The sequence below is a fragment of the Vicinamibacterales bacterium genome (assembly GCA_036012125.1).
GTDB lineage: Bacteria > Acidobacteriota > Vicinamibacteria > Vicinamibacterales > UBA823 > UBA11600.
Window position 1 is genome coordinate 54,913 of sequence record DASCOS010000034.1, and the last position, 24,048, is coordinate 78,960.

Annotated in this window: 16 protein-coding genes; 11 read left to right on the top strand and 5 right to left on the bottom strand. The window is 55.3% G+C overall.

Annotation, left to right across the window (positions count from 1 at the left end; genetic code table 11):
* Positions 1–43: 43 nt before the first annotated feature.
* Positions 44–1,945, top strand: a complete 1,902-nt coding sequence (locus tag QGH09_09930) for a hypothetical protein (GenBank protein HJO18504.1) — start codon at positions 44–46, stop codon at positions 1,943–1,945.
* A 9-nt stretch (positions 1,946–1,954) separates the two neighbouring features.
* On the opposite strand, the gene QGH09_09935 is transcribed toward QGH09_09930, so the two are convergent.
* Genes QGH09_09935 through QGH09_09945 form a run of 3 tightly spaced genes read right to left on the bottom strand, consistent with a single transcriptional unit; the run spans position 1,955 to position 6,639 of the window.
* Complete coding sequence (locus QGH09_09935; GenBank protein HJO18505.1) at positions 1,955–4,597, bottom strand: DUF5916 domain-containing protein; 2,643 nt, start codon at positions 4,595–4,597, stop codon at positions 1,955–1,957.
* 42 nt (positions 4,598–4,639) lie between these two features.
* A complete protein-coding gene (locus tag QGH09_09940; GenBank protein HJO18506.1) occupies positions 4,640–5,905 on the bottom strand; it encodes an aminotransferase class V-fold PLP-dependent enzyme in 1,266 nt (421 codons plus the stop codon).
* Positions 5,906–5,934: 29 nt separating this feature from the next.
* The gene (locus QGH09_09945; GenBank protein ID HJO18507.1) at positions 5,935–6,639 is read right to left on the bottom strand and encodes an SDR family oxidoreductase; all 705 of its coding nucleotides are present in this window, start codon (positions 6,637–6,639) and stop codon (positions 5,935–5,937) included.
* Between the two features lie 388 nt (positions 6,640–7,027).
* Between QGH09_09945 and QGH09_09950 the strand changes: the two genes are divergently transcribed.
* Complete coding sequence (locus tag QGH09_09950) at positions 7,028–8,662, top strand: arylsulfatase (protein ID HJO18508.1); 1,635 nt, start codon at positions 7,028–7,030, stop codon at positions 8,660–8,662.
* Positions 8,663–8,727: 65 nt separating this feature from the next.
* Positions 8,728–10,992, top strand: a complete 2,265-nt coding sequence (locus QGH09_09955; GenBank protein ID HJO18509.1) for a S9 family peptidase — start codon at positions 8,728–8,730, stop codon at positions 10,990–10,992.
* Between the two features lie 264 nt (positions 10,993–11,256).
* Here the strand turns inward: QGH09_09955 and QGH09_09960 are convergent, their stop codons facing one another.
* A complete protein-coding gene (locus tag QGH09_09960; GenBank protein HJO18510.1) occupies positions 11,257–12,516 on the bottom strand; it encodes a hypothetical protein in 1,260 nt (419 codons plus the stop codon).
* A 260-nt stretch (positions 12,517–12,776) separates the two neighbouring features.
* On the opposite strand from QGH09_09960, the gene QGH09_09965 reads away from it, so the two are divergent.
* The 5 genes from QGH09_09965 to QGH09_09985 all read left to right on the top strand — a co-directional run bounded on the left by QGH09_09965 (position 12,777) and on the right by QGH09_09985 (position 19,143).
* Positions 12,777–14,099, top strand: a complete 1,323-nt coding sequence (locus QGH09_09965) for a HupE/UreJ family protein (GenBank protein ID HJO18511.1) — start codon at positions 12,777–12,779, stop codon at positions 14,097–14,099.
* 56 nt (positions 14,100–14,155) lie between these two features.
* Complete coding sequence (locus tag QGH09_09970; protein ID HJO18512.1) at positions 14,156–14,839, top strand: class I SAM-dependent methyltransferase; 684 nt, start codon at positions 14,156–14,158, stop codon at positions 14,837–14,839.
* Positions 14,840–14,871: 32 nt separating this feature from the next.
* Positions 14,872–16,320 carry a sulfatase gene (locus QGH09_09975; GenBank protein HJO18513.1) on the top strand — a complete coding sequence of 483 codons (1,449 nt, stop codon included), beginning with the start codon at positions 14,872–14,874 and terminating at the stop codon, positions 16,318–16,320.
* A gap of 203 nt (positions 16,321–16,523) precedes the next feature.
* Complete coding sequence (locus QGH09_09980) at positions 16,524–17,780, top strand: M20/M25/M40 family metallo-hydrolase (protein HJO18514.1); 1,257 nt, start codon at positions 16,524–16,526, stop codon at positions 17,778–17,780.
* A 118-nt stretch (positions 17,781–17,898) separates the two neighbouring features.
* Positions 17,899–19,143 carry an FAD-dependent oxidoreductase gene (locus tag QGH09_09985; protein HJO18515.1) on the top strand — a complete coding sequence of 415 codons (1,245 nt, stop codon included), beginning with the start codon at positions 17,899–17,901 and terminating at the stop codon, positions 19,141–19,143.
* 20 nt (positions 19,144–19,163) lie between these two features.
* Here the strand turns inward: QGH09_09985 and QGH09_09990 are convergent, their stop codons facing one another.
* Positions 19,164–20,558 carry a M24 family metallopeptidase gene (locus QGH09_09990; protein HJO18516.1) on the bottom strand — a complete coding sequence of 465 codons (1,395 nt, stop codon included), beginning with the start codon at positions 20,556–20,558 and terminating at the stop codon, positions 19,164–19,166.
* A 269-nt stretch (positions 20,559–20,827) separates the two neighbouring features.
* Between QGH09_09990 and QGH09_09995 the strand changes: the two genes are divergently transcribed.
* From QGH09_09995 to QGH09_10005, 3 genes are all read left to right on the top strand, one after another.
* Positions 20,828–22,837: a PQQ-binding-like beta-propeller repeat protein gene (locus tag QGH09_09995; protein HJO18517.1), complete on the top strand. Its 2,010-nt coding sequence runs from the start codon at positions 20,828–20,830 to the stop codon at positions 22,835–22,837.
* Between the two features lie 97 nt (positions 22,838–22,934).
* Positions 22,935–23,510, top strand: coding sequence for a hypothetical protein (locus QGH09_10000; protein ID HJO18518.1), 576 nt, complete (start codon positions 22,935–22,937; stop codon positions 23,508–23,510).
* A 134-nt stretch (positions 23,511–23,644) separates the two neighbouring features.
* Positions 23,645–24,013, top strand: coding sequence for a hypothetical protein (locus QGH09_10005; GenBank protein ID HJO18519.1), 369 nt, complete (start codon positions 23,645–23,647; stop codon positions 24,011–24,013).
* The last annotated feature ends 35 nt before the right edge of the window (positions 24,014–24,048 follow it).

Here is a 24,048-nt window from a genome sequence, read left to right on the forward strand (position 1 = left end):
CCAAGAACGTTTTCCAGGAACCCAGACACTGATGAGGTCCCGTATGACAGCGACCATGATTGCCTTGCGACGACACCACTATGGGCTGATAAGACTCACCTTGGCCATCGGTCTCATTACCGGCCTGCTCATTACCAGTCAAGGGCTCGCCCAGGAACGACAGGAAGATCCCCGCGTCGGCCTTGCGGCAGGGTTTCTTGATGCGGGTCAAGCCGCACACAATATGGAGTTAGTAAGAAATCTACCGAAGCCGGAGGGTTTCTACGACCCCGAGCAACCTGCGGGCGCACCCAGAATGCCGCCGCCGCCGGAACCGGAAGAGGGTGAAGAGGCCCCAACTAATCCTCCAACGCGTCCTCCGCAAGGCCTCAGCTACACAAACTCGGACCTCGCGTTCATCGACAATTACATGTTTGTCGGCAACTATCACGGTTTCAACACATACAGCGTGGAAGACCCTCAAGAGGTGGAACGCCTCGCGTCATTCGTGTGCCCTGGTGGTCAAGGCGACGTGTCCGTCTACGGCAACTTACTGTTTATGTCCGTTGAGCAGACCAGAGGTCGGCTCGACTGCGGGGTGGGAGGCGTTGAAGAACCGATCAGCGGCGAGCGATTTCGTGGCGTTCGTATTTTTGACATTAGCGACATTAGACGTCCGCAGCAGGTGGCCGCAATACAGACCTGCCGTGGTTCACATACCCACACTGTAGTGCCAGACCCAAACGACCCGAATAATGTGTATATATACGGACAAGGCACTGGCTCCGTCAGGGATGACGAGGAGCTCGACGGCTGTATTGACCTAGAACGGGAAGGACGCGAGGTCATTCAGGACCCAGACGAAGAACCGGACACAGCGCTCTTTAGCATCGATGTGATCCAGGTACCGATCGCGGCACCTGATACAGCTCGCATCGTCAATCGACCCCGCATTTTTGCCGACCCTGAAACAGGTTCAATCGCTGGCCTCTGGCAAGGTGGCGACCATGGTGAGGGTACGCAGAACTCGCGGATGACCACACAATGTCATGACATCACCGTGTTCGCTGAGCACGGCCTGGCAGCCGGTGCGTGCGCCGGAAACGGCATTCTCCTGGACATCAGCGATCCTGTAAATCCCGAACGAATTCATGAGGTCGTGGACCAGAGTTTCGCTTACTGGCACTCGGCGACCTTCAACAACGACGGTACAAAGGTTGTCTTCACTGACGAATGGGGCGGTGGCGGCCGACCGCGGTGTCTCGCCACGGACCTGCCGAGTTGGGGAGCCAATGCAATCTTCGACATCGTTGATCGCAAGTTGGTGTTCAAGAACTACTACAAGTTGCCAGCGCCACAATCCGAGCTTGAAAACTGTGTTGCGCACAATGGTTCGCTAATTCCGGTCCCGGGGCGAGACATCATGGTTCAGTCGTGGTATCAAGGAGGTATCTCTGTTTTCGACTTCACCGACTCGGCCAATCCGGTCGAAATTGCGTACTTCGACCGCGGTCCTCTCCCCGGTGAACTTGGGACCATGGGAGGCTTTTGGTCCAGTTACTGGTACAACGGCTACATTTACGGAGCTGGAATCGCCCGCGGCGTCGATGTGCTCAAATTAACACCCAGTGTGCATCTGTCACAAAATGAGATCGATGCGGCAACAGACGTTGAACTCGCTGTGTTTAACGCGCAGAATCAAACAATCATTGAATGGACTCCGAGTCCAGCGGTGGCGCGAGCTTACCTAGACCAGCTCACTCGTCGTAATGGGATCCGGGCTGCGCACGTGACCGCCCTCGATGGTTTACTGGACCAACTCGATCAGCCCAACGCTGAGCTGCCGGACGAGCTGGATGCTCTGGCGACTGAGTTGGTGGGTGACGCGAGATTGTTACCAAATAACGCGTCTAGACTGCACTCCCTAGCAGAAACCTTGCAGGACCTATCAGCTAGTTTGCGCTAGAAGAGGAGATTACGGAGACGTCCAGAACGTCATTTTGACCGCGAAGATGTTGTCACCGGCAGCTGACAACGAGCCAAGAAGGTCGCCGAGGCCAACGTTTTGGCCTTCGGCGACCCGGCTCGCTCGGTTCTGCTGCCAAACCACAAAGAGATTGCTGCCTGGACGCCACTCCCATCGCAACACCACATTGCTCCGAAACGATCGCACATTAAAATCGTAGTTTCTTAGCTCGAAGGTTGCACTTCCATCAGTAACGAGCTGTTTGCCATCGGCAAGCGGTTCGATTGTCGTGCCGTCTGTTCCGTAATAGCGTAGCTCTGGCCCACGCGGTACCAGCAACTCGCCAAACCGAACGTAACGGCCGCTAGCGGCAAAGGGCTCTGCATACACATCGAGCGTCAGGTCCGGCTTGAAAGTGTAATTGACCCGCAATTGACTAGAAATCGTCACGCCATCTGGAACACCGAAGATATAGCGCTGCCCATAGGTTTCTGACCGGCCACCGTCGACTGTCGTAAGGTACTGCCGATTGATTGGTCCTTGAAAACTTCCCCGGGTGCCATTCTCATCACGAAACTCATTGCGGATCGCAACCTGCAACGATGGTGAAGGCCGAAAGGAGACACCCCCATTGATTCGCCACGTTTCGTCGCCTAATTCATTCGACTGATAGTTTGCGGAACCTCCCCACCGTGTCCGGCTGGTTTCGCGGTTCCGCAACACCCAAGTGTAACTCCACCCAAGTGGCACCCCCATTACTGGTCCACCCCGTGTTAGTTGAGCATCTAGACCTCGGAAAAACCGGGTGATATTCAAATCAGTCCGCATAAAGTTCAAGAAAGTGAAACTATTGTTGCTGTCGATCTTGTATCGCGCCCCCAACTCCCGGTCAAAGTATAAGTATTGGTTCAGGTTCAGCGTGAATGAATAGCGGCGAAACAATGACCCGGGTGCAGTCTCCCGATACGTCACCCGCGCACTATTCATGTAGTCTCCAGCGAAGTTGAGGCGACCAAAATCACTTGGCTCGAATTCAGGTGATTCGATCTGTATATTTGCTCGCCATAACCAATGCCGGCCAGCGACTTTATTGAGCCTCGCACTGAGCTGTCCACCGTTGATCGAACGGCGAGTCCCGTCGAACCGGATCACGGGTTGGTCTATTCGTTGCAATAAATGGGAGTTTCTCCGCTGGTAGCCAGCAATCGCTTCGGGCTCCCCATCAATGTGTGTGAATCCCGCGGCAAAGTCAGCCTCGTAGGTCCGGTCGCCAAATCGTAATTTCGCATCCGCTCCACCTGTGACAGCATTTCGACTCAGACGTGCGGCCAGTGCGTCCGTTGGTGACATCTCACGGTGCAATGTCGTTAAATGCGCCCCTAGAACGGAACCTTGATCTCCGATTTCTTGCATTACCCGAGCGACCCCCCAAGCTGAACGCGGAGTTACCCGCACACGCGCTTCCTCTCCACCGGTCGAGGTCTTTGCAAACTCTTCATCAGTGACTGCACCCAACAGGCCGATCGAGGTGCCAGAGGATAATCGGCCTGTCAGTTTCCCGGCTCCAAGAATCGTGGTCGTATCGGGATAGTCCACGTAATCACCGGAAGCCGAACCACTCGAACGAGCACCAATCCGTCGGGAGTAGTAATAGTTCCCGGTACCAGCAGTCAAAACGTTGTTCCCCTCAAGAAAAAATGGCCGAAGTTCAGGAAAAATAGTTTCAAAGGCTGTCAGATTTACTTCGGCTGGGTCAGCATCAATCTGGCCAAAATCCGGATTTACTGTGACGTCGAGGGTGAGGTTGGAACCGAGACCAAATTTCAAGTCTGCACCAGCCCGTCCACTAAGATTCTTGCCATCATCAAACGGATTCGCCAAATCCCGGTCTGCGTTAACCGACGACGAACCCGCTACGTAGGGCACAACCTCAAGCCGACGACCGGAAGTAACTCCTTGGAGCCCGTGTAGCTCGCCAAACCGAGATGCCCAGCCGGTCTCTGTGCGCCGTATAAGTGTCCAGTAATTCTCCTCGTCCAATGACGGCACGTCCCGCTTGATGTTCAGGCCCCACACATGCTCATCTCGGGCATTAAATCGTAGCTGTGAAAATGGTAACCACAGCTCGGCCGTCCAACCATCAACCGTAAACTCCGTCCTGGCCCGCCAGACCGGGTCATATTCAGTGTCCTCATTTGTCTCGGTGTCGGTTGGATGAAAATGATCGAGCCGGACCCCAGCAGCAGTTACGCCGAAACTGTATGCCGTGCGGCGATCAAGAAACGTGTCTAATTCGATCTCGATCGACTCGACCTGTGCGCCATCATCACGTCGGCTGAGCATCGACTGAATCGGCCCCGAAGCAAACATGCGAGCTCCGACGTACAGCGCCGTGTTATCGTAAATGAAACGCACCTCCATGCGGTCGGTTGGCTCCGCTCCCTCGACCGGTTCTTTCTGAATAAAGTCAACCACGGGCGCCGCTGTCTGCCAGGCGATTTCATCGAGACGCCCATCAACTTGAATTGCAGTGTTCACGCGCACCGCAAGTGCCTGCTTCCGTTCACCCGAGAGTGCCTGCGCACAGACGTCGGACGTGATGAGCAGTTGCAAAACCGTAATTATTCCCAGTGAGAGGCCGACGTAGCGCACAAGATAGCTCGGAAGGGATGATTAACCGCGACGAGATAAAAACTAGTCAAGCGCGTTCAAAAAGGCGTCGATATCCGTGTCGTTGTTATACACAGATACTCCGATCCTGATTCCCCGAACCGATTGTGTTGTACCACTAGAATCAGTCATCTGCCATTGACCTGGAGACACCACACGCTGACCGAAAGCACGATCGAGTTTGGCACGAGTAACATCAGGTTCGGCTGTAAGGAAACTGACAATCGGCGTCGGTGTGTCTAGAGGCGTAATGGACGGATAGCCAAGTCCCGGCATCTCCGTTTGTAGGCGATCCACAAGTCGCTTCGTGTGTGTACGAATGTTTCGAACTCCCAGCCGCGCGAGATACTTGAGTCCCTGATGTGCACACACGGCCGGTAAGTAGGGCATCGTTGTTGTTCCCTCGTATATTGCAGCACCAGGCCGAGGAACAAAGTGACCGTCTTTTTGTGTTACTTGCCGTAAGCCATATCGTGTTTGCTTGATCACATCACCCTGCAGATCGCGCTTGACATATAAAAATCCTAAGCCAAAGTCCCCCATAAGCCACTTGTAGGTACTGCACGCACAGCAGTCGATTCCCATTGCCTGCACGTCAACAGGGGTATTACCCGCTGCCTGAATAATGTCAGCATAAACATAAGCACCATGAGCGTGAGCGATATCACTGATCGCACGTACGTTGTGCATGTAGCCATTAATGTTGGACACCAAAGCCATTGACACCAAGCGAGTATTCGCATCGATCGCTCGCTCCATGTCGGCAACATCGATTTGCCAATCGCGATGCCGGACAACACGGAGGTCGATGTGGCCCGCCTCGGCTAAAGCTGTATACAGATAGCGGGAAGCTGCGAAGTGAAGGTCGTCAATTACTACGTTGCCACCCAACCCTGCCAGGCCGAGTCCTGATACAACCAAATTCTCCCCATCAGTCGTACTCAAAACAAAAGCAATCTCCTCAGCACTCGCATTAATAAGCGCCCCAAACATTTGCTTTGTCTCAGCCTGCTCGGCCGGGGTAAAGCCATCTCGGCCTAACGCTCCCAGCGCTCGATACTGCGAGTACTCTTCAAGAGCTCGTAGGGTATGAACACTAAACGGATGGGTTTCGGCCGCTGCTAGCCATAGGTGCTTGGCAGCACGGGGGAACTCCGATCTGACGACTGAGAAATCTGGGGGCACTCCCATTGCACCACCACTGGAGTCAGCAGTCATGTTTTGTCCAGCCCCAAGCGCTAGCGCACCTGCCCCGACAGTCTTCATCAATTCACGTCTACTGAAATTCATATCAAAGTCCTCTCTGTCACGCAGTCACCCTACACCCCGTGCGTAATTCCTCCGTCAACCCGAAGGTTTTGACCAGTAATATATCCAGCATCCGCCGACAGCAAGAATCGAACCGTCTTACCAATTTCATTGACCGAACCGTACCGTCCCATCGGAATCTGCTGTAGATGCTCATCGACCACCGGAAATGAATCCACAAACCCAGGCAGCACACTGTTCATCCTAATCCCGTCACTAGCATGGGTATCAGCATAAAGCTTGGTGAAACTCCCTAACGCTGCTCGCAGTGTCGCTGAAATCGGAAATGCTGCTGACGGCTCGAAGGCAGCAAACGTAGAAATGTTAACTATGGCGCCACCGCCCTGAGCCTTTAGCACAGGTGTGACCAACCGCGCCATCCGGATTACACTCAGTAAAAGTAGGTCAAGTCCAGTTCGCCAATCGCTATCCGTTAAATCTAGCAGTGGCCCCTTCGGTGGATGGCCGGTATTGTTGACGACGGCATCAAGCTGCCCATACTGTTCGAGTGTGACCTTCACGAGACGTTCCAGGTCATCTGGCTCCGTGACTGACCCAGTGACACCGACCGCGCCCAACTCGTCTGCGAGCGTCTCGGCGGCTCCCGAGACCGACATCAAAGACAAGCGGTAGTCAGCCCTAGCAAGTTCACGAGCGATAGCCTCACCCATACCTTTGCCGGCCGCAGTTACAATCGCCACACGATTGTCGGACATAAAGCTCAGACCTATCTCGGCATCAGCTTACTTTATTCTGTCGCGTTGCGGACCAACGCCAGTTTCCGTTTGCGACTCCACCCTTTAATCTCAGCCTCTCGATGTTGCGCTGACGACCGATCGGCGTGAGCTTCCTTCCATGCAAGCCGAACAGGGCGTCGACCCGAAGTATATCGGGCGCCCCCAGTGCCATTATGCTCTCGGAGACGGCGTTCCAGATCCGTCGTCACACCAGTGTAGAGAGACCCATCGGCACAGTGAAGCAGATAGCAGAAATACATAGGCCAATCAGCACTGAGCTTATGCGGTTGCCTACCTCTTCGTCGAGTCACGTTCATTCCCACGGTCCTTCTATATAATTCGTGTGATCCCCACTTGGGTACCGCCCATGCCAAGAAACCCGACACTTATCCGTTACCCATCCCTTGCTGCCGCGCTTGTATCCATGGTTTTTCTTTCGAGCTGTCAAATTACAAATTCCATTCCTGAATACGGGTCGAAGGGAATTCCTGACACCTCGAAGACGCGACCAAACATCTTACTCATCGTTGCGGATGACATGGGCTATACCGATATCGGGTCGTTCGGTAGCGAGATCCCCACGCCTAGTTTGGATGCGCTGGCGATGAACGGGGTTCGCTTTGCTAATTTCCACGCTGCACCTAGCTGCGCGCCCACACGAGCCATGCTCATGTCGGGAGTAACGAATCGCGAGGCGGGTGTTACGGATTCAGTCGAAGCGGTATTATCGAACAACATTGCGGGCCCCTTGCCTGCTCTCCTCCAAGATGCGGGCTACCGCACCTACATGGCTGGGAAGTGGCATCTGGGACATGAACACGAACAAAGTCCTACTGCCCGAGGTTTTCACGCCTCGTATGCGCTGGTCCGCGCCGGCGATAATCACTTGGGCACGAGCAACTTTCCCTCTGACATCGTTGCTTATCGTGAAAACGGTCAAGTCGTCGAACTTCCAGATGATTGGTTCTCAACTGCACTCTATACGAACAAGCTCATTGAATTATTGCGTGACGGAGAAGACGCTGAACAACCCTGGTTCGGTTACCTGGCGTTCACAGCACCACACTGGCCACTGCAAGCACCGACGGACTGGCGTGACCGGGCTGTAGGGCGTTATGACGAGGGATACGACGTGCTCCGCGCAGACCGCATCAAGCGCACTCGGGAACTCGGAATCATCCCAGAGACCACCAGTGTTAACGACTACATTGGCGTCGCGCCCGCGTGGGAGAGTCTAGACTCCGAGTCGAAACGTCAGCAGGCGCGAGCCATGGAACTCTATGCCGCTATGGTCGAAAACATGGATTTCCATGTCGGTCGCATGGTGGATTACCTAAAGACCAGTAACCAGTTCGAAGACACCGTCATTCTTTTCTTCTCAGACAACGGCGCGTCCGGCAGCGACTCGAGTTTCCGCCCAAGAACGATACCCCGCACAGACTGGGATAACAGCTTGTCCAATATGGGCCATGAAGGATCGTTCGTCGCTATCGGCCGGGGATGGGCCGAGGCCACCACGGCTCCGTTTCGAAACGTCAAAGGTTCACTCTACGAAGGGGGCACACGGGCGGCAGCCTTCCTACACCACAGGTCGATTCCACAAAGTGGAAACATTGACCGTGGCTACCTAACAGTGATGGACGTGCTCCCGACCCTCCTGGAAATCGCCGGGGCGGTACACCCCGGAATCGAATTTCAGGGCAAGCCCGTCCTCCCCATCCGAGGGCGGTCGTTCTGGGACCGGGCTAGGGGCAACACGGCTCCAGTTCACGATGAATCCGACGTCATCCCCTGGATGACATCGGACGAACGTGCTGCTTTAGTACGCGGAGACTGGAAGCTCGTGCGAGAGTCAGCGAATGAAAACCCCGACAGTCAATCAGCCTGGCAGCTCTATGACTTGGTCGAAGACCCCTGGGAATCAACTGACCTCACAGGCGCCCATCCTCAAGAGTCAGCTGAACTGATCGAACTGTGGCATAACTACCGCGCCGGACTCTAGGTTCAATAACAGGTCCCACCCGATATAATCTTCCCGTCCAATACCATTTGCGAAACGAGGCCAACATGCAGTTTTCAGTCGTATCGCCGGCTCAACGTACTCTCATGCTCATCTTTGTCTTACTCTTGATGGCGGTCACCACCGCTCCCCTATCAGCTCAGACCCAACAGCCAATGACCTTTCTCGATGTGCAAGAGCTTGCACGGCCAGGTTCCTGGACACCCAGCCCAGACGGCCAATGGATGCTCTACACAATTTCAACGCCGGACTGGCAAGAGGATACGTCCCAGGTTGATATTCATCTCGTCTCAATGTCTGGTGGCCTGCCGTCAAGCCGGCAGATGACATTCACAACGGATGATAATGAAAGTTCTCCTCAATGGTCTCGTGACAGCAGTTTCTTCGTGTTCGCGTCAGACCGAGACGCACCCGTAACCGAGTCTGTTAACCAACTGTATTTCATGCGGCCTGACGGAGGAGAGGCCCGCCAGATCACGAATGTCGAAAAAGGTGTAGCCGACTTCGCCTTCAGCTTCGACGGCACATGGTTGGCCTATCGGAGCGGCGAAGTCGGACTCGAGCAACTTTATCGACTTCCGGTAGATGACCTCTTCCTGGCTGACGCCGACCAAGTGACAGACGGAGAAGCAGGCATTGAAGACTGGACATGGGCCCGGGACAGCCAGAGCATTTATTTTATTCGCCAGAATTTTCGGGACGAAGATGACGTGCGCCGTCGTGAAGAGAACTTCACAGTCGACATCAAGAATGCAGTCACGCCGTTTTCCAACCTGTGGGTAACCGACTTGGCCTCGCAGAGCGTGCGACAGTTGACCAATCTTCCTGACGCCAGCGTGACCGATTTTGAACTCTCCGTTGATGGCCGATGGGCAACCTTTGTGGGTGGATCGACGGAACGCTACGAGCGCAACATCACGGCGTCGCGCCTCTATGCGGATCAGTATCTACTTGAACTCTCCACTGAACACATCGAACGGCTCACCGAAAACTTTGAGATCGCTGAAAGTGACCTTGGCATCTCACCCGACGGTCGGTGGGTTGCGTTTTCGGGCCCAGACGATATGAGTCGCTACACGATGACGGATAGTCGTGTCTATATTCGTGAGGTGACCGACCGCGGCGGCCCATTTCGAAAACTTGGTGCCGCCTTTGACGGTAGCGTAGGTATAGATTTCTGGTCCAACAACGGAGACACCATCTACTTCAACCACGGCGTTAAGGTAACCACACAACTCCATGCCCTAGACATCGCCACTGGCGAGGTAAAGCAACTTACGAGCGAGCGGGCCGCCCTCAGAGTTAGTCGAAACGAGGAGACGGACACGATTCTGATCGCCTACTCTGACCCAAAAACTCCACCAACAGTTTTTTCTGTCCCGGAAGTAACTCAAGTCGCTGACCGGTCCGCATGGGTGCAACTGGTCGATGCCAACCCCCAAGTTGCTGAGTTCGCACTTGGCGAGGAGAGTGAGATTAACTGGCGGTCAACCGACGGCAAGCTCGTTGGCGGAATCTTAGTGAAGCCGGTTGGATACCGAGAAGGCCAGCGTTATCCACTTATCGTGGCAATTCATGGCGGACCGGCCTCGGCTGATGTCCTTCGGTTTAACGGCGGCTATAACGCCCAAGTCTATGCTGGTAGTGGTTACGCTATTCTGAAGCCGAACTACAGAGGCTCGCGAAATTACGGCAATGCCCACCGCACTGACATCGTTGGTGACTACTTCACGCTGGGCTACGACGACATCATGACCGGTGTCGATTACCTGATAAGCGAAGGTGTCGTTGACGGTAACAGCATGGGAGCTCTCGGGTGGAGTGCCGGTGGACACTGGTCGAATTGGCTCTTAACCCACACCGACCGCTTCAAGGCGATTAGCTCTGGGGCTGGCACAATGAATTGGATTTCGATGTATGCCCAAAGCGATGTCCAACGGAACCGCCGGTTCTATGTAGGCGACGATTTGTTATACGACAATTTCGACATGTACTGGGACCAGTCACCACTCAAATATATTAAGGATGCGAAAACGCCCACAATGATTCATGTGGTTGAAGGCGATCCACGGGTGCCCAGCCCACAGTCGGTTGAACTCCACATGGCACTCAAGAAGCTGGGTATTCCTACTGAGCTGTTCATGTACCCGGGACAGAGCCACGGCATCCCCGATCCACGCAACCGCCTCCTTAAGGCGGTCAGTGAAATGGCCTGGATGGACTATTACGTCCGTGATATGGGCGAGAAATTCCAGTGGCGCGACGTTTTACAAACCTTGCCTGAAAAGAACGGGAAATCGGAATTACCCTAGACGACAAGTAAATTCCCGACGCTGCGGTAGTCTAGGCGGAGCCAACCGCTACATGCCGACTCAGGGCTGAAGGAATGCCTCTCGAATCAAATGACCGACTCTTCTCGACTTGTCGGCTCTATCGTATGAGTTATTACGGGTTGTCAGGAGGCGCCAGAACCGTGGTCGTCAACATTGAACGCTGACTTGGTGACCAAAAAAACGACCCGGGCATTCGGCTTCAGCGAATACCCGGGCCGTCAAGCTGTCACTGGCGAACCGCTACTACTGGCTCGGCCACAGAACGCCTTGGCTATTTGTGCCTTGGGCATCCTCGGGAATATTTCCCATTCCCTTATAAACGAACTTTTGGACGCGAGACCCTTCGTAGGTCTCTGTCGTGTAGATATTGCCATCCGAATCAACAGCAATACTGTGCACGGCAAAGAACATGCCTGGCTGCCGCCCACCATCACCGAACGCCGTTAGAACTTCCATGGTCTCGCGCAGGATGATGTAAACCTTCATGTTCTGGCCATCCGCAAGATAGAGGAAGGTCTGCTCAGGATCCGGTGAGAAGTCAATGTCCCAAGTCGACCCCTGAGACATGGTGGCCGGAGCAATGATGTACTCAGTCACATACGTCCCATCCTTCTGGAAGACCTGAATTCGATCTGCCGCGCGGTCGCAAACATATACGAGGCCATCATTGGAAATCTCCGAACAGTGCACTGGCCCGCGGAACTGTTTTGCCGGCTCCGCCTCATCGGGAGAGTATCGACCGAGGTCAACTGAATCGTCAGGCGGATTGCCGTATGCACCCCAATATCGCTTCATCTCGCCAGAATCCATATCGACTACAGCGACCCGCTTATTAAAGTAACCGTCGGCAAAATATGCTTCGTTCGCTTCAGCATCGATCCCGATCTTCGCGACACGCCCGAAACTTACCGGATCGTGGCTGTCACGCTCAAAGACTGGCCGACCATCGCTTTCACCAACTTGACGGGCACCAAACACGCCGAAAGATTTGATGAAGGTGCCGTCACGCGTAAACTTGAGGACATGTGAGTCAGCACCACCATTCCCACCGATCCACACGTTGTCCATGTGGTCAATGGTGATCCCGTGGTTCGACAGCGGCCACACGTACTCATCAGAAGTCTCCGTGCCAGGCCCACCCCAGGATCCGACGAGGTTCCCCTCCTGGTCGAACTCAAGAACGGGGTCACCAGGCTGGCAGCACTCGGCCAGCGGCGGGTCCTGCGCCAGGCCGATTTCGGTTCGCGCAACGAACTGGTCCGGGGTGTTCCGATGCACCACCCAAATATGATTCTGCGAATCAACGTCTACGCCAATCGTCGGCCCCATCAGCCAATGGTTCGGTAAGTTCTTCGGCCACAGCGGGTCGACCTCAAACATCGGCACCTGCTGGCCCTGGGCCTCTTCCGGGGCCTCCTCGTCAACCATAGCTTGACCACACCCAAGCACAATGAGGAGCGTGGCTAATGACGCCCCGACCAAAAGCTTCTGATTCCGCTTCATCCCGTCCTCCCCTTACGAAGATCCGATCTCTACACTGCCGACCCACCGGACCGAGGAACACCCCAAGGCCCGCTAGCGACAGCGGGCATAAAGTATACTGGCGATCCGCTCGAATGCACCCAATTTCCTTAGTTCGCCGTTTCTGTCCTCCATTCTCGTGTCCCAAGCACTTGGGAGACTGCTTATCTTACTTATCATCAATTTCTTACAGTCACTTACGATCAGTGCCCTCTCGGCCTGAACGGAGGTTCAGAGTCCTGGTGCTTCTGGTCGGAGGCCTCCTGTTCTTACAACCGGCCACCATATCGACCCACGACATTCCCGCTGACGTCACCGTTCAGGCGATCGTCAAGGCTCAGGGCCAGCGCTTGCGCATGCTAATCCGTGTGCCGCTCGTTGCGATGCAGGACTTTAACTTCCCCCAGCGCGAGGAAGGATACATCGACGTTGAGGCAGCGGAGTCGATGTTGCGGGACGCGATTATGGTGTGGGTCGGCGACGAGTTGAACGTCTACGAGGAGGACACTCTACTGACTGGCCAGGACCTCGTTGCTGTGCAGGTATCGCACCCAACCGACCGTTCGTTCGCAACCTACGACGAAGCCCTAGCACGTATCACACAGCAGCCATTGTCAAATGAAACAAACGTTTACTTTGAAAATGGGTTGCTCGACGCGATGTTCGAATATCCGATTAGCTCCGACCAGTCCAATTTTTCAACAGACTTAACCCTCGCGCGATTAGGCCTACGAACCGTCACGGTCTTACGCCTTGTATTACCCGACGGCACCGTACGCCCGTTCGAGTATTTAGGAAATCCCGGTTTAGTCAGACTCGACCCGAGGTGGCACCAAGCGGCTTTCCGATTCGTGGCCCTCGGGTTTGAACACATCCTCGACGGAATTGACCATTTACTCTTCCTAGCCTGTCTCGTAATTCCATTTAGACGTCTTCGCCCGTTGGTTGCTATTGTGACTTCGTTCACCGTGGCCCATTCGGTGACGTTGATTGCATCCGCGTTCGACCTCGCACCAGCCGCAGCATGGTTTCCACCGCTTGTCGAAACGGCGATAGCCCTCTCAATCGTATACATGGCAGTGGAAAACATCGTCGGGGTGAAGCTCCGCCGTCGCTGGTTAATCACCTTTGGATTTGGCCTTGTTCATGGATTCGGATTCTCATTCGCCCTACGTGAAACGCTCCAGTTTGCTGGCCCCCACCTATTGATGTCCCTTCTTTCCTTCAACGTCGGGGTCGAGTTAGGTCAGTTAATGGTCCTCGTGGTTCTGATCCCAGCGCTCGGACTATTATTCCGCGTAGTGCCGGAGCGTATCGGCGCCGTCCTCCTGTCAGCACTAGTGGCTCATACAGGGTGGCATTGGATGAGCGAGCGAGCGCGCGCGCTAGCCCTGTTTGACCTGTCGCTCCAGCCACCTCAGTGGAATCTTTCACTGGTGGCAAACGTCCTGCAGTGGGGAGCGCTAGTTCTGGTTATCGCTGGGCTGCTCTGGCTGATGTCCATAATCTTCCCGCAGGCACCTGCGGGTAACGGTAAACCACCAGAGCCTCCATCGTCTGTATGACACAGCAGTGATCGTTGTTCCGGTCAAATCTGTAGCCTTACTATGTGGATATCCTGATGTCCGTTGCTAGTCATTTACGAATCCGGGTTGCCGAATACGATCGGAAAATTTACACCTTCATTCCCTACTACCGAGAGATGCTCTCAGTAGCTGCTGGCGCACTTCAGCCGCGGCTCACTTCGCCATTAATCGTCGACCTCGGAACCGGCACAGGCGGCCTTGCCAAACTTTGCCTGGAAGCTGTTCCCGCGGGTCGACTGATTGGACTCGATACGGATTCTGAGATGCTCGCGGTTGCGGCTCAACGGTTGCGTGCAACGCAGCGACCAGGCGTCGAACTCAAGAAAAAGAGTTTTGCACGCGGAGCCCTGCCACGCGCCAACTACATCACGGCAGCCTTCTCACTTCACCATATCAAGACCCGTGGATTGAAAGTTCGACAGTATCAACGGTGCATAGAAGCTTTGTACGCTGGCGGGGCAATGGTCTCGGTCGACTGCATGCCACCGTCCCAACCAGACCTGCACACATCAGCCATGCAGGCATGGATATGCCACTTGGAACGCAATTATTCCTCCCGGGATGCGACCGGCCACCTCTCGGCTTGGGCGAAGGAAGACCGGTACTTTCCCTTGGACCAAGAGGTAGAGATGTTGTGCAGCGTAGGGTTCAAGGTTGAAATCGTGTGGCGTCGTGAATCATTCGCCGTCATACGGGCTACGAAACCACGGCACCCTTGAGCCGTGACGAAGGTGAAACTATAGTTGAAGAGATGTGGAAGAGTCCTCCAACGCGACGACGAACGGTCGTCGTCTTAGCGTGCGTCATTTCAGTCATTGCAGCGTGTCGACCAGCACCCAATTCACCGGTGTCCGATCAATCACAAGACGCCGGCTCCGCTGTACACGGCCTCCGCCGAAACACCCAGAACGTCATCATTCTATTACTCGACTGTGTTCGAGCAGATCACATTGGCGCCTACGGCTACCCGCGCTCAACAACGCCAAATCTCGATGCCTTGGCAATCGACGCAGTACTTTTTGAACAGGCTATCTCGCAGTCAAATTGGACCAAGCCATCAATCGTCTCACTCTTTACCGGCACCTATTTGTCCCAACATCTCATTACTGATGGTCGTCTCGGTGAAAAGATTGAAGACGATGGCAGCGTGCCCACCGGCCACGTAATGGTGGAAGAGTTCATGACCTTAGCCGAGTACATGTCACGTGGAGGATTCGCCACTGGAGGCTTCGTCAACCAAGGACACTTGCCTGCTCACCTCGGATTTGCTCAAGGATTTGACGTGTATGAATCAGGACTCCATGACCCAGAGGTAGAGCAGTTTTTTAAAGCTTGGGTCAATCAGTTAGGTGATCGTCGATTCTTCGCCTATTTGCATCTACTGGACCTGCACTTTCCGTACACAACACAGGACCATCTCGATATCTTCAACGATGACCTCTCTGAGCGGCCGATGACGCGCCTGATGCAATCTGCAGCCGGAGGCGAGGAGATTCGACGGCGTGCAGGCAGTGGTGGACTCACCCAGGAAAATGTCCAGGAGCTAGTTGGCCTCTATGACGGTGAATTACTCGGTGTCGACGACCGCCTCGGTAGCGTGGTGCGTTACCTAAAGGAGTCGGGGCTCTACGATTCCACATTAATCATCGTGACCGCCGACCACGGCGAGGCCTTCCTAGAGCACAACTATTTTGAACATGGTGAAAACCTCCTCTACAGCGAACTGATTCGAGTGCCACTCATTATTAAGTTTCCCAGCCGCCAACACGCAGGCCAGCGAATCTCAGCTCCTGCCCAGCTCATCGACATACTTCCGACTCTCCAAGAGCACTTTGGACTCGCAACGTCCCAAGAAGTTGGCGGCACAAGTCTCATAGGCCTAATTGAGGGCACTGCCACTCCGCACACGGTGCTATCAGAACTCAGCGACCTTGATGGACGGAAGGCGCTCTACTACGGCGGGCGTAAATTCATCTTCCAGAGAAGTGGCGAAGCGGAAGTCTTTGACTACACGACTGACCCATTGGACTTGGTGGACCTAGCGGATGGGGTCGCACCGGACATTCTCGGGGAGGCTAAAACAGTACTGCAAGAGTTACTCGCCAGAAATGAGGAGTTCGCCAAGGAAATGGCAGTAGCCAAAAGGCCTCTAAACCAAAGGGAAATTGAACGTCTTCGTAGCCTTGGCTACATTCGGTGAGGATGACGATTCTCCGGTCCCTGGTCCGACTATAATTCCCATTCACGAAACATGCGAGGAGACTGCTGCCGCCAATCCCACCGCTGAATACAATGACCAGTGGGGTGATCCAGCGCGTTTTTTAACTGCGGTCTATCAGGAGTTGTCTGAAGACCGACGAGGTACCTCCCGTGGGGAGTGTGCACAGACTAAGAAAGTGAGCCATGCGTAAAACACTCAATCTCGTTTTCAGCGTGACATTGATGACAGGCTTCGGCATCACCGTGATTCACGCCCAAGAAGACCCGGCAGCTAACGACGACGTCCGCACGCTTGTCAGCCGATTGGAACTCGAGCAGTTCAAGACCACGCTCAAAGGTCTCACGGCGTTCGGTGACCGCCGTCAGGGCACCAAGAGGAATCGAGATGCCGTTGACTGGATTGAACAGCAACTCCAGTCTGTCGGCTGCACGACCACGGAACGAATCGACTACGTCTACGACCCGCCACCCAGAGAGGGAGGAGGAGGCCGTCGACGGCGCCCCAGCGTTGCTGAGCTTAACCAGACCGACGGCACCCCGACAGGCGGACGGATTGGCCGAAATGGCTCGGGACCTGGTGGAAGTTCCATTTTTGGCTACCGAGGTCGCACCGGTGTGACGAATGACCCAATGGCTCAACCCGACGAACGGCTTCGTGAGTTGAATAGTGAACCGGCAGCAAACGGTCCACGGCAGGAGGTGTACTGCACAAAGATTGGAACGACTCACCCTGACGAGATGTACATCATCGGCGCGCACATGGATGGCCATGGGTGGGGAGAAGCGGCGAATGACGATGGCTCGGGCACCGCGCTCGTTATGGAGTTAGCCCGCATCTTCAACGCCCCGGACGTAGAAGTGGAACGGTCAATTCGCTTCGCACTGTGGAATAACGAAGAGACCGGCCTCAACGGTGCTCGTGCCTATGTCGAGCAAAGGCAAGACCTGCAAGGCCAAGAAAACCCGCCGGGTTCCGGTCGTTTTCCCGAACCTCGTTGGCTCGGCATGATTCAGCACGACATGATGATGTTCGACCATGGGCCACCGCGGGCAGACGGCACTGTCAGCCGTGATCAACGCCGTGAAGCTGACGTGAATATTGAATTCCAGTCGATAGCCGATCTAGCCGATGAAGCACGTGAGTTAGCCTTCTTCTTCAAGGCAGCCAACGACGCCTACGCGACCGACTATCCCGCGTCAGTCGGTCCGCATATGACCAATACAGATTCCACTCCGTTCATGAATCTCGTTCCAGCGATAAGCCTGCGTGAAAACGAGCGCGGCGCCCAGATTGGAGCCGGTTGGGACCCCCACTGGCACCAGCCAACAGACGTCTTTTCAACCTTTAATGATGACGATTTTCGCCTCGGATTGAACGCAGGGCAAACTACCCTAGCAGCCATCGCACAACTGACGAGCGCCACGATTGTCGAACGGTGAGCTAATTCTTTGTCGACTATAGATTTATAGATTTAAACTAGTTACGCTACCCCGAGTCCCATACTGGGCCAGGTCCTAATCCGGTCTCTAGTAACAACATGCTGAAACAGTCGCGCGTATGAAGCGGAGAACTTTCTTACAACTAACAGGGGCAAGTGTCAGCGCTCCGCTCTTCGGTGGTGGCATAGAGCGGTTCGGTAGCGCTCCGTCCATTCAAACCTCACCCAGTCCCGAGATTGTTGTCGTCGGTGCCGGGGCCTTTGGAGGGTGGACCGCCCTCTACCTTCGTGAGATGGGGCACTCTGTGAGGTTGGTCGACGCCTATGGTCCAGGTAACGCGCGCTCAAGTTCAGGCGGTGAAACCCGACAGATCAGAGCCAGTTACGGTGACCGTGAAATCTATTCGCGATGGGCAATCGAAGCACTCAACCGCTGGCAGGCACGTGAGGCCGAATGGCGGCGGCGCCTACTCTATCCAACCGGACAGATCACCTTGAGTCAGGAGTGGACCAAGACACTGCAGGATACAAAGACAGTGCTCGATCGGCTCGGAGTCGAAAACGAGCGGGTCGAACGAACCGAACTTGACTACCGGTATCCGCAGTTCAATCTTGACGGTGTCACCGTCGGCCATTCGGTTCCGAGCACCGGTGTGCTGAAGTGCCGCGAGGGATGCCTAGCCGTGGCTGATGCGTTCAGAGAGAAGGGTGGACAGTTCACACTGGCACGGGCGACACCCGAGAGCCGCGTCGGCAGGCGACTACAGACCGTCACCCTCTCAACTGGTGAAACGCTTGCGGCACAGACCTTTGTGTTCGCATGCGGCCCGTGGCACGTCAAGATGTTTCCAGAGATTTTGGGAAACAGGCTTCGACTGAACCGACGGGCAATCTTCTTCGTAGGCACACCCGACAGCGATCACCGCCTATCCTTCCCCAACTGCCCAACCTTCGTGACCCGCGGTGTCTACGGCTTTCCCAACATTGATGGGAAGGGATTAAAGCTAGGTCCCTACTGGTATTCTGGTCCATTGGACCCGGACACAGGTGACCGGACAGTTACACGCGACGAAATCCGACGGATTCATGACTGGACCGACGACGCATTTCCCTCCCTAGCTGGACAACCGCTACTAGAAACCCGCGTAAGCCCACGCACCAACAGCTTCGATGCACACTTTATCGTCGACCGGCATCCTGCTCTAGATAATGTCTGGTTGCTGGGCGCCGGTTCCGGCCACGGTTACAAGCACGGCATCATGCTTGGTGACTACGTCGCTCACCGCGTGACCGCTCAAGCAACCGACCCGTTGCTCGACGCAACGTTTAAACTAAAAAATGAGACGATTGAACCCTTGGGTTGACGAAGTGAAAAACTACCTACCTATCGCACAAGATGTAATTCGGTCTGGCGACGTAGCATCCAGCGCATTTCGCCATCCGGCGTAATTTCGGCCTCCTCTTCCAGCGCCATTCGTACCGGTTGGCCGTTCCACTCAGCCACTGGTGTCGTTACCTGGAGTTCAGTCGAGTACCACATATTTGCTATGACAGGAACGTCTCCACGTCCAGGAACGGCCTCCTGGTAATCCCATAAGCCGATCAGTGGACCCGCACCGTGCCCATGATCCCCGATTGGATGGGAGTACATCGTGCCGTTCAAACCCTCAGACCGCATTTGGCGTAGCACTGCTTGGAGCACCTCATTACCAGTCATACCAACCTTAGTTTGATCCAAAAGGATGTCCTGTAAACGATTCGCCCGTGCGAGCGCTCGCTTCAATCCTTCAGGGGCTTCGGTCTCACCATCAGGTAAAACATAAGCCATATGCTGAGTGTCGGTGTTAAGCCCCATCGCTGTGATTCCAAAATCACAATGCAACACATCACCACGCTGGATAACCGGACCGTCACCCAAGTCCTCTGCTGTCGAGTTACGACGCTGAACACTGACCGATGGCTGAAACCAGGTGTGCAAACCAAGGTCGTTCACCCGCTGACGCATCCACCACACCACATCCTCAGTTGTCGTCACGCCAGGCGTAATAACCAGGTTCGAGAATGCCGCAGAGATGATTTCGTGGACGAAGCCCTGCAACCGGCGATAGACCTGCGTCATACTCGGGACCCTCATCGCAAGATAGTCGATTGCCAGCCGTGGATTCCGTATCACTCGCGCCTCGAGGTCGGGTCCGAGCGCCGCTCGCATCTGCTCCCACTCACCCGCAGTAAGGCCGTCGGCAAAGTTGTGTTCATCGGATATGTTGACCGCAATGCTTCGAGGATTTCGTTCACGAACCAGTTGAGCAAGCAGCCTCCATTGGTCGGCACCCCACAGCTCTGCTGTGTCGCCTGTTGCAGTCGGAAGCTCAGTCCGGTAAGCCTCATACAACCCGCCCATTGAGTTGCCACCTAAGGCGATCCGCTCCAAGCCTTCGTCACTACCTCGATCAAAGAAGACATAGATGGTCCGACGGCGAGCAGCGAAACTCGTCGGTGAAACGAGCGCGCGGAATACTGGGTCCTCGTTGTACTCGCGCATCGATACGACCCACATATCCACACGGTGTTCGCGCATAACCACCGGAAGGTTCGTTTCAAGCCGTTCCCTCAGCCAAGCCTGCTGGATGGCAGCTTGCTCCCGAAGAGTGCCAAGGGGACGGGAGGAAGCATAGGGCGGCGTCTGCTGGTCTCGGACAGATGGGTTTTCTCCGTGCGAGGTCGCAGGTAACCACAAGAATCCGACGGCTAGAATGACAAGCAAGAGTGTGCGTAGCATAAACAGATCTCCGAAAATAGGCGCGACTGGATAACGCCGTTACCAATAGGGAGAAAACAACGCTAGGCAACTCAAATTATCGAGCTGCCTCCCGAGCCCCAGGCTACGCCTGACCACCACCCAAGGCGAGCCGATTGGGCAACTCACACCGGTGACGCAAAACCAACGACGGAAAGTATATGATAGCGGATACTTGGAGCCGGCTAAGACGTAGTTTGCCTAGGCCCCGGCTTCACTATCCGGTGTGTGCGAGATTAGGGAGGTAATACGTGGGTATAACTCAAGCGACGCAACGATGGCTAAGAGCGGCGGCAGGGATGGTGACCGTGGCTGCAGTGCTGTGGATGACACCCACAGTCCTCGCCCAAGAGCGGACACACACCGGAACCGAGAACGGTGAATGGAGCTACTGGGGTGGTGACGCCGCCAGTTCCCGGTATTCGCCACTCGCACAGGTCGACGCTGAGAATTTTGAGGACCTTGAAGTGCAGTGGGTGTGGAAAGGCGACAATTTCGGACCCACTGTCGATAACATCCTTCGATCTACCCCGCTCTATGTCAACGGACGACTTTACACCGTCGCTGGACAGCGTCGCACCGTTGTCTCCATCGATCCGGCCACCGGTGAAACGCTGTGGACCTTCCGCGAACCACCTACCAAGCGGTGGGAACTGTCCATGCGGAAGAACTACGGTAAAGGCGTCGCCTACAGTGAGGTCGACGGCCAAGGTCGAATCTATGTTGTGACACCAGCATTTTTTCTTCACGCGCTCGATCCGGATACCGGCCACCTAATCGAAGCCTTCGGTGACAACGGAACGGTCGACCTTCTGGCTGACTTCGGCTACCCGTATGACCCCTATGACGGTATCTCGACGGACATTGGCTACATTACGAATTCATCCCCGCCTATCGTCGTGAATGACACGATCGTCGTTGGCAACGCGCACGAGCAGGGTTACCATCAATCCCGGCGGGAGAACGTTCCCGGACACATCCTGGCCTACGACGTCAAGACGGGCGCACACAAATGGAAATTCAATGTCATTCCGCAGCCAGGCGAATTTGGCCACGAGACCTGGGAATCCGACGCCTGGTCCTACACGGGTAACGTGTCCGCCTGGGCACCACTGTCGGCTGACCCCCAACTCGGCCTCGTGTACATCGTCACCGACCCCCCCACAAACGACTTCTGGGGCGGTGAGCACCCCGGGGACAACTTGTTTTCAACGACGATCTTGGCGATCGACGTCGAAACAGGCGAGCGGCGGTGGCACTTTCAAACGGTTCACCACGACATCTGGAACTACGACAACCCCACCGCTCCAAGCTTGCTGGACGTGATGATTGACGGAGAACGGGTGCCGATCCTGGTGCAGACCACAAAGCAATCATTCGCCTATGTCCTAAATCGTGAGACGGGCGAACCGATCTGGCCGATCGACGAGCGGCCTGTACCAGAATCAATGATTCCAGGCGAGCAGACTTCGCCTACTCAGCCATTCCCGACCAGGCCGGCGGCCTACGAGATGCAGGGTGTCACCGAGGACGACCTCATTGACTTCACGCCGGAATTGCGTCAACAAGCAGTCGAGATGATGGCCGACTATCAGATGGGGCCGCTGTTTAACCCGCCGCTTCACCGCGACAACGACCTCGGCAAGCGGTCCGCTCTAATCTGCCCTGGGGGGAACGGTGGCACGAACATCCCCGGTGGCACGGTTGTCGACCCGGAAACCGGCATTCTCTACACCGCGTCTATCAAGTCGTGCGGGTCACCATTCCTGGTGCCCGGGGCAGAAGCCGACCTTCAGTATGAAAGTCCAATCGGCACCACTCTCATGGACTGGGCAAGTGGCGCTGGTGCTGGCCCACGCCGCGTGCAGGGCCTCCCGTACTTGAAACCGCCCTACGGCAGGATTACAGCGATCGACATGAATACCGGCGATCACCTGTGGTTCATCCCGAACGGCGACACGCCGGACAACGTCGCGAATCACCAGGCTCTTCAGGGACTCGATGTCCCCAATACTGGGAATACGACGCACGCCACCGCCTTGCTCACCAAGACCTTACTGATCTATGCGGAAGGACGAGGTGGCCGACCGCTACTCTACGCCAACGACAAGGCGACCGGTGAACGACTCGGCACAGTCGAAATTCCAGCGCCCACCAATACCGCCCTCATGACTTACATGCACGACGGGAAGCAGTACATAGCTCTCTCAGTCGGAGGTCGGGGCTACTCCGGGTCGTTAGTCTCCATGGCTCTTCCATAGGCTTGAACATGAACTTTAATATGACCGTTTTACCGAGATGGATACGCTCCTAGTCTCGGCTTCGTAATGTATTAACCGCGGGTATCAAGGAGGCTCAATGTATCTCGTATTTCGCACCCAGTTCGTTATGTCGTTACTCACTGCCGTTTCATTCGGCCTTGCGGCCTGCATTCAGGAACCGCAAGGGGTAGCCAATATTACAATCGTTAAGGACTCTTCAATGGACGAAGGCGCCCTCGCGGCTGTAGTACTCAAGGACTGGGAAAGCTTGAAGACCGCGATGATGGAATTCGGCGATGCAATGCCGGCCGAGAACTTCGACTACAAGCCGAAAGAAGAACTACGGAACTTCGGCGAGCAACTCATGCATGTCGCGAGCGCCCACCTTTTCTACATGGGCAATCTCGACACCGACGCCGCTCGGCCGGACCTCGGAGAACCCGTCGAGAAAGTTGACGTCCTCCAAGCGTTAAGTGATTCGTTTGACTTCGGAACCGAGATTTTGAGCGGTCAGACCGACGCGTCACTGCGGGAAATGGTCGACGGCGGATACCTTGGCGAGTCGTCGCGCGCGCGGATTGCCTATCAGGCGATGATCCACACACGGCAAGAGTACGGCGTCATGACGGTATACCTCCGACTTAACGACATTGTGCCACCGGCGAGCCAGTAGGTTCTGAGTGTAACTATAGATTTGGTTGCCGGAGCTGGATACTGTGTCCAGCCCCGGTTTTTTCTTGAACGCCCTGCCTAGATCAAAGAGTTAGCCTAGGCACCTAAACCTAGAAAGCAGGACCAATCGTTTCAATGAGAACACTGCCTATCATCATCCTGCTGTTGAGCACCTCAATCGTCACAATCCGTGGCCAATCATCAGTCCCCGATGACACGCTCGCTCGCAAGCTAACCAGCGGCCAAGTCATCTTTGGACTCTTTTCCGGTGAAAAGACCCCTGAGCAGGGTGCACGCATGGCCGGTTATTCCAAGCTCGATTTCGTGTTTTACTCGCTTGAACGCGGCCCGTTCGATCTGGAGCGCATGCAAGCATACGTGGAAGGAATGGCGAACGCCGGCAAAGCCCATCCCATCCTTTTACGCATTCCGCCAATCCGCGCCGACCGTCAGGCTGCGCACCTTCGAACCGGCCAAGGCCTCGACGCCGGTGGACATGGCTAACGGGCTCATCCAACGGGTCGAGAGCCGATTCCCGA